This window comes from Pseudoalteromonas sp. 3D05, assembly GCF_002723455.1.
Lineage (GTDB): Bacteria > Pseudomonadota > Gammaproteobacteria > Enterobacterales > Alteromonadaceae > Pseudoalteromonas.
Genome location: NZ_PDUS01000014.1, coordinates 117,626 through 124,393, shown reverse-complemented (window position 1 = coordinate 124,393; position 6,768 = coordinate 117,626). Strand labels below are relative to the sequence as shown.

Below are 6,768 nucleotides of genomic sequence, written 5' to 3'. Positions count from 1 at the left end.
TATCAGAAATTCCAAATTTATGAGGTGACTCTTAGCGCGTAGCGTTAACATTGAGGCACCTTGCGCAAAGGAAATGATAGCACTACGTGCTTTGTCATTACTCCTTTGCACCTAATTTGCTTGGTGACAATAGCGTTTTGGACCCACCTGACCCCATGCCGAACTCAGTAGTGAAACGAAACAGCGCCGATGATAGTGTAGCATTTGTTATGTGAAAGTAGGTCATCGCCAGGCTCCAAATTAAGTTGAAGAACTTTAACCTTAAAAATTAATAATAAGAAAATTGAAAAGAATTTTCTTGGTGAAAATAGCGTTTTGGACCCACCTGACCCCATGCCGAACTCAGTAGTGAAACGAAACAGCGCCGATGATAGTGTAGCATTTGTTATGTGAAAGTAGGTCATTGCCAGGATTCAAATTAAAGAAAGCCCGACTCGAAAGAGCCGGGCTTTTTTGTGTTTTGTACTCTCAGCTGCACTAATTAAGTGATCCGGTTTACCATTCCCTTAATAAAATACACTTAAGGCAAGCAATGTTTATGCGAAAAGCATTCTAGCCCTAAGATTTTATCAATTAAGCTCAATACGTATGGAATAGCATTACCTAGCTGCTCTTAATGCTTATCACAATGACTATATCGAACAGCTAATACAAAGCTGCGCTTATCTCTATTCGCGACCGAGCTCCACTTGGGCGAAATAAGCTGCAGCTTGTTCACAATATAATCCGTTCGCTTTGAGTTTTTATTTTTAAAAGTTTAAAGCAGCAGCTCGCTCTTCAGCTGATTGAATGTAAGATCATAGATTAGACTGTTGAGCTAGAGATTTCCTAAACTATGTTCTGAGTGTTTTTCGAGTACACCCCAGCTAATCTGAAACAGTTAAAAGTGCACCCCTGAAAAGGGGGATTCATGCTGTTGTGAAATAACAAGCCCAATTGCACGTTCACAAAACTCTTATGTATAGCGATTAGATTTTGATAGTTTCAGTTCCTCAAGTTATTGAGTCTTTGGTAAACACGGAGTGTTCAAATAATGAATTTTTACATTAATTCTATTTGTTAAGAATCAATTTCTATTTAGCTGTGGATGAGTTAATTTTTTTCATCTATTGGATTTAATTTTATCAGTTGTCAGATGAGAGCTTTTACTCTAAATTTGTACGTAACAAGTATGGCGATGAACAGAAGATGTTATTACAACTTAAAACCAAAAGTTCGGTAATGAGTTTCGCCATGTTTATGAATAAATTTAGTATCGAATCTTTATAATTGTGTGTGAAGATGTTGTCTAAAAGACGACTCAAGTTAAGGATTAACTTGGCTTGAGTTGCTTTTTATTTTAACCGCCACGCAGTTAGATGAATTAAGTTTCATCAATGAATTCAAAAGTGTACAGATTGCACTTAAAACCGAATCTTTATAATTGTGTGTGAAGATGTTGTCAAAAAGACGACTCAAGTTAGGGATTAACTTGGCTTGAGTTGCTTTTTATTTTAACCGCCACGCAGTTAGATGAACTAAGTTTCATCAATGAATTTAAAGTGTTCAGATTTCACTTAAAGCCGAATCTTTATAATTGTGTGTGAAGATGTTGTCAAAAAGACGACTCAAGTTAAGGATTAACTTGGCTTGAGTTGCTTTTTATTTTAACCGCCACGCAGTTAGATGAACTAAGTTTCATCAATGAATTTAAAAGTGTCCAGATTGCACTTTAAACCGAATCTTTATAATTGTGTGTGAAGATGTTGTCAAAGGTGGCTCAAGCTTTTTTAAAGCTTGGGCTGTTTTTATATCTGCCCCTTCGGTTTTCTTAGTGAATAAGCCCCGAACACTTTTGCAACACTTGCTTGCCCAGTCTTTAGCAAATTAGTGTTAATTAACTGTCTTATTTCATCAGGTTTATTCTGACTAAGCTTGAAATTGCCATGCCAAGTAATAGGTTTGAATTCTATAAAAGCTAGCTGCTTAAACATACCATGTAAACTCTTTTCTGAAAGCTGTGATATTTGCCAGTTATCTTGCACTGGTGCATTAAAATGTTGTTCAAAGTGATCCGTTAATAATGTCATTATTTGCTTTTGCTTACTTAGTGAGGTGACTATGTTCACTTCGGCTGTCACTTCAACGCGAGCATAAAGCCAGCTAGGTAAAGTTTTGCCATTAGAATAGGAAGGGGGTAAATAACAGTTTTCACTGTTAAACACTAAGCCGACCTCTTGCTTATTCAGTGCTGATAGCGGGTTATAGATTGCTGTGTGACCTATAAAAAGTTGTTGGGAGCTATCAAACAATAAAGGTATTTGACATACATCGTTTAATTTACTCTCAGATCGTGGCAGTAAAATCGTTGCCAGAGGATATTCCTTGATTAAAGCAAGCTGTTGCTGGTGATCGTCTTGGCAGAAATGTTTTGCTGGATACATTATAGCTTTCCTTCTAACTGTAACTTTATGGTCGCCCACTGCTGATCAATGATGCTAAATTTGGCAGTGTTACGGTATGAGCCATCAGCAAGTAACCTATCTTTATAAGCAATTCCTTCAAAACGAGCACCTAGGCGTGTAATGGCGTTACGAGACTTTTGATTTTTTTCATGGGTATTAAAGCTAATACGCACTAGGTCTAACTCATCAAATGCATAACGTAATAATAGGTATTTAGCGTGAGTATTCACAAAGCTGCGTTGCCAAGGGGTGCCTATAAAAGTATGGCCAATTTCAGCGCTGCGATTATGTTTATCTAACCTAAATAAACGGGTAGTGCCAAGTACTTGCTCACTAGCCTTATCAATAATGGCAAATACAATTTGTTGCTCGGCATCAAATTGCGCTGTATTAATAAACCAGTCATTAAGTGTTTGCTGTGTTTCGGTGTAGTTCATTAACACCCAACGCCATATTTGTGTGTATTGCCCTGCTTGGTATAAACCACCAAGGTGCTTATCTTCTAATGGTGCTAACAGCAACTTATCTGTTTGCTGGCTTTTTAGAGTTAACATGTGTGTCCTAATAATCATTATCAAACTATTGCATAAGCTACCTTTCTTTGGTTATCTATAAACAACCAGATATTACTTTTCTTCTATACCAGTTGAGTGGCACATGCACCCTTTAGATATTCAGTTCGATGACACAAGTAAAGCGAAATACTTACAACTTGCGCAGTCCATTCGCGCAGCAATCATTAAAGGCAACTTGGCACCCGGCACAAAGTTAAGCTCGGCGAGATTAATGGCACAGACATACCAATTAAATCGCCATACCATTATGAACGCATTGCAGTTATTAGTTGCTGAGGGGTGGTTGGTATCGTTTCAGCGTTCAGGCTATTGCGTAACCGAATCGTTACCTATTGAAAGCAGTGTTAACTCGCGCGGTACACCAAAGTTGGTTGCTAAGCCTTATCAGTTCTCGCAGCAATTGAAAACACCACAAACAATGGAACTAAACCAGTATCGTTTCAACTTTGCTGGGGGGTTACCTGATTTAGCTTGTTTTCCACACAAAGAGTTTAAACGCGCTATGAGCCAGGTATTTAACTATTTAGATGTGACGAAACTTCACTATGGCGATATCAGTGGCGTTGCTGAGCTTAAACTACAGATAGAACATTATTTGCATAAAGCACGTAACTTAAAACCCGATGATTTATTAATTTGTAATGGTTCGCAAGAGGCCCTATTTTTAATAGCAAAAGCGTTTGTTGGTAAAGGCGACTTTGTTGCCTGTGAAACGTTAGGTTACCCACCTGCTAGGAAAGCATTTGCTGCATGTGGCGCGCAGCTTATAGATATAAAACAAGATGATGAAGGGTTGTGTGTGGATGACCTAAAAGCTCAGCTTGAATGTTACCCCATTAAATTACTGTATTTAACACCGCTACATCAGTATCCGACCACAGTGACTTTATCGCCTACACGGCGCTTACAAATTTATCAGTTATGCTATACCCATAACGTGATGATCATTGAAGATGATTACGACCATGAATTTCATTATCGGTGTCAGCCCTTGCAACCCATGGCTGCCGACGACCCTGCTGGTATTGTGATTTACCTCTCAACGTTTTCAAAAATCATGTTTTCAGCAGCGCGTATTGGCTATATTTGTGCCGCGCCTGAAGTAATTGCGCAATTAACCGCGTGGAAGCAGCTGATGAACCATAAAAATGATGTAGTTATGCAATTAGCTGTGGCGCAGTGGATGAAAGAGGGCGGCTTTGAGCGCCATTTAAAGCGTATGACAAAGCTCTATAAACAACGCTATGAAGATATGGATAGCTGTTTAACAGCGCTTCAAGCAAAAGGGTATCCAATCGAGTATATAAAACCCGATGGTGGCATGGCGATGTGGGTTAATTTTAATCGACCCGTTGAGCATTTAAAAAAAGCCCTGGCGCAGCTTGGTGTTTACGTACAAACTGAGCCTGAGTTTTATTTTAAAGGTGGAGTACGCAGTTTAAAACCTGATAAGCAAAGTTACGTTCGACTAGGCTTTGCTGGGCAGTCGAGTGAAGAAATGCAACAGGGTTTAGCAGTAATTATTAAAACACTGTATCTATCAAAATAATCATATCTGACTTTACTTTAAATCTTCACTATCAAAATACAGTGGTTTTAAAGTGCCGCAATTGATAAATTTATACGTGAGTTCGCTTTCTTTTGGTACACGTTTGGAAGTGCGAAACTTCTGTAAGCATGCGTTGGCTAGATCAACAAAAATAAGGTGATTATAGCTCGGGGCCTGACTTATTTTATGAATATAAATACGCTCATTTTCTTTTAAGGTAATTAAATCATATTCTTGCCATTGCGATGACTCAGCTAAATCATCTAATTCACGGGCATAAAGTAGTTTGCTCATTTCGATGGTGCGATTTTCATATACCAAGGAGCCATCGCGGCGGTAATCGCCGTTATACACATCAGCAGTTATTGTTATCTCTTCACCACGCATTAAGCGTTGAATATTAAATGGTTTAGGTTTAATGGTAATGAGCTCAGCGCCTCTTACAACATTTAAAAAAGCAACGTCAGGGTTATCAATTTTATACACTACTTGTACGTCATGTGGTTGCTTGTAAGTCGGTAAGCTTACAGCAAAGATACGTGAACCTTGATTCACCAGTGCCATGGCATGCTCAGCATTATATGCTGGGTTTATTGGTGGTAATTCTTTTGCTTCTTCTTCGCAATACGCTGTAGTCGTTAGCCCTAGCAGCAACATAAAAAATAATAACCGCATAATAACCTCAATTAATTTATAAGCTTAAAGTGTAGCTTAAATTTGTACTACCACTATTAAAAACGTGCAGCTTGCTCTATAACAATGGCATGTCGTTTAGCTAGGCGCATATGATCTCTGTCGTAGCCACCGCCGATCACGGTTGCCACTGGTGTATTATGCTCAATACAGCGCTTTATAACCAAGTTATCCCGCTTTTCAATGCCTTGCCAGGTTATATCGAGTTTACCTAAACCATCTTCTTGCCAAACATCAACACCTGCATCATAAAGCACAAGATCAGGAGTAAGCTCTTTTAATAAAAATTGTAGTGTGTCATCAACAACACCTAAGTATTCATCATCTTGCATATTATTGGCGAGCCCAATGTCTAAATCACTCGGCGATTTTCTAAAGGGGAAGTTTTTTTCACAGTGAATTGAACAGGTGTATGCGTAAGGTTGATGGGTAAGCATTGCAGCCGTACCGTCACCTTGGTGAACATCGAGATCAAAAATAAGTATATTGGTCACTTCTTTGTTTTGTATTAAGGTTTGTGCAGTAAATGCCAAGTCGTTAACCATGCAGTAACCGGAGCCAAAATCTGTGTGCGCGTGATGAGTGCCACCAGCTAAGTGGCAGGCTAAGCCGTGTTGAAGGGCAAGGCGTGCTGTTTCAAGAGTGCCAAGTGGTGCGGTAAATGTACGCGCTATGAGCGGTTCCGACCAAGGTAGGCCAATGCGTCTGAGGGCTTTTTCATCGAGCTTATTATGCCATAAGTCGTCTAAGTAATTGGCACAGTGCACTAATTCAAGATCATCTGGATTGCCCAGTCTCGGTTGAATTAAATTACTATTTATTAACCCTAACTCTTTGACGTGTTGGTATAAATTCGCAAATTTGCTCATTACAAAGCGGTGTTTAGGGTCAAAGTTAAATGAGTAATTAGGATGATAGACCAAAGGTAAGTGTGGATTTAAAGTCATAATTCGCCATAATGCACAGTTTGCACTATGGTAATCAACTTCCTTTGTTTAGTCTATTGTGGTGTGTGTATCAGCATGCCAAGTTCCCGATGAAGCAGTGTATCATCTCCGAGGTTAAGCTCAACCAAACGCTTAAGGTGCGTGATACTGTCTATATCTATATGCGTACAATGCAACCCGATATGAAGAGGCTCAACATGGCTAATCTCAACAGCCATGGCAATGCTTACCTGGCTATCAGGTAGGGTAAAGTTAAGTTCTGCCGACTGATGTTTATCTGCCTTTAAGCCACTGGGATGGCTGATCAATACACCATTTAGCGATACATCAAGCAGTTCACAGTTATAACTTTGCTCGTTTAATAATAGTGTTGCGGGGGTAGAAAACAACACGCGAGTATATTTGCGACGATTATTCATAACTATTATGACCCATTAATTAATGTGGGAGTTCATATTATAGCCAATAATCTACTAATTGAGAGTGCGATTTGTTCATTTAAAATAAAAAGCCCCGCATAAATGCAGGGCTTAAAATATGTCTAGAACCTAGAACCTAGA

At 39.1% G+C, this 6,768-nt stretch carries 6 protein-coding genes and 2 rRNA genes; 3 read left to right on the top strand and 5 right to left on the bottom strand.

Annotation, left to right across the window (positions count from 1 at the left end; translation table 11 throughout):
- Positions 1-119: 119 nt before the first annotated feature.
- Positions 120-234, top strand: a 5S ribosomal RNA gene (rrf, locus tag CSC79_RS14425).
- A 63-nt stretch (positions 235-297) separates the two neighbouring features.
- Positions 298-412: ribosomal RNA gene (gene rrf, locus CSC79_RS14420) — 5S ribosomal RNA — on the top strand.
- Between the two features lie 1,375 nt (positions 413-1,787).
- Here the strand turns inward: rrf (CSC79_RS14420) and CSC79_RS14415 are convergent.
- Together CSC79_RS14415 and CSC79_RS14410 are read right to left on the bottom strand one after the other, a co-directional pair.
- Positions 1,788-2,423, bottom strand: coding sequence for an FMN-binding negative transcriptional regulator (locus CSC79_RS14415; protein ID WP_099296463.1), 636 nt, complete (start codon positions 2,421-2,423; stop codon positions 1,788-1,790).
- Positions 2,423-2,998 carry a GNAT family protein gene (locus tag CSC79_RS14410; RefSeq protein WP_099296462.1) on the bottom strand — a complete coding sequence of 192 codons (576 nt, stop codon included), beginning with the start codon at positions 2,996-2,998 and terminating at the stop codon, positions 2,423-2,425. The genes CSC79_RS14415 and CSC79_RS14410 overlap by 1 nt, the downstream gene beginning before the upstream one ends.
- Positions 2,999-3,101: 103 nt before the next feature.
- On the opposite strand from CSC79_RS14410, the gene CSC79_RS14405 reads away from it, so the two are divergent.
- Positions 3,102-4,568 (top strand): PLP-dependent aminotransferase family protein, encoded by a 1,467-nt coding sequence (locus CSC79_RS14405; protein WP_099296461.1) that lies wholly within the window; start codon positions 3,102-3,104, stop codon positions 4,566-4,568.
- A 12-nt stretch (positions 4,569-4,580) separates the two neighbouring features.
- On the opposite strand, the gene CSC79_RS14400 is transcribed toward CSC79_RS14405, so the two are convergent.
- From CSC79_RS14400 to CSC79_RS14390, 3 genes are read right to left on the bottom strand one after another with little or no spacing between them, the layout of a single operon-like run.
- A complete protein-coding gene (locus CSC79_RS14400; protein ID WP_099296460.1) occupies positions 4,581-5,243 on the bottom strand; it encodes a hypothetical protein in 663 nt (220 codons plus the stop codon).
- 56 nt (positions 5,244-5,299) lie between these two features.
- Entirely contained in the window at positions 5,300-6,208 is a 909-nt protein-coding gene (locus tag CSC79_RS14395; RefSeq protein ID WP_099296459.1) for a histone deacetylase, read from the bottom strand.
- A 53-nt stretch (positions 6,209-6,261) separates the two neighbouring features.
- A complete protein-coding gene (locus CSC79_RS14390; RefSeq protein ID WP_099296458.1) occupies positions 6,262-6,627 on the bottom strand; it encodes a PilZ domain-containing protein in 366 nt (121 codons plus the stop codon).
- Positions 6,628-6,768: the final 141 nt, after the last annotated feature.

Excerpts from the sequence above, each read along its gene's own strand:
- CSC79_RS14410 (WP_099296462.1), bottom strand. The coding sequence starts at position 2,998 with ATGTTAACTCTAAAAAGCCAGCAAACAGATAAGTTGCTGTTAGCACCA.
- CSC79_RS14390 (WP_099296458.1), bottom strand. The coding sequence starts at position 6,627 with ATGAATAATCGTCGCAAATATACTCGCGTGTTGTTTTCTACCCCCGCA.
- CSC79_RS14395 (WP_099296459.1), bottom strand. The coding sequence starts at position 6,208 with ATGACTTTAAATCCACACTTACCTTTGGTCTATCATCCTAATTACTCA.
- CSC79_RS14415 (WP_099296463.1), bottom strand. The coding sequence starts at position 2,423 with ATGTATCCAGCAAAACATTTCTGCCAAGACGATCACCAGCAACAGCTT.
- CSC79_RS14405 (WP_099296461.1), top strand. The coding sequence starts at position 3,102 with ATGCACCCTTTAGATATTCAGTTCGATGACACAAGTAAAGCGAAATAC.
- CSC79_RS14400 (WP_099296460.1), bottom strand. The coding sequence starts at position 5,243 with ATGCGGTTATTATTTTTTATGTTGCTGCTAGGGCTAACGACTACAGCG.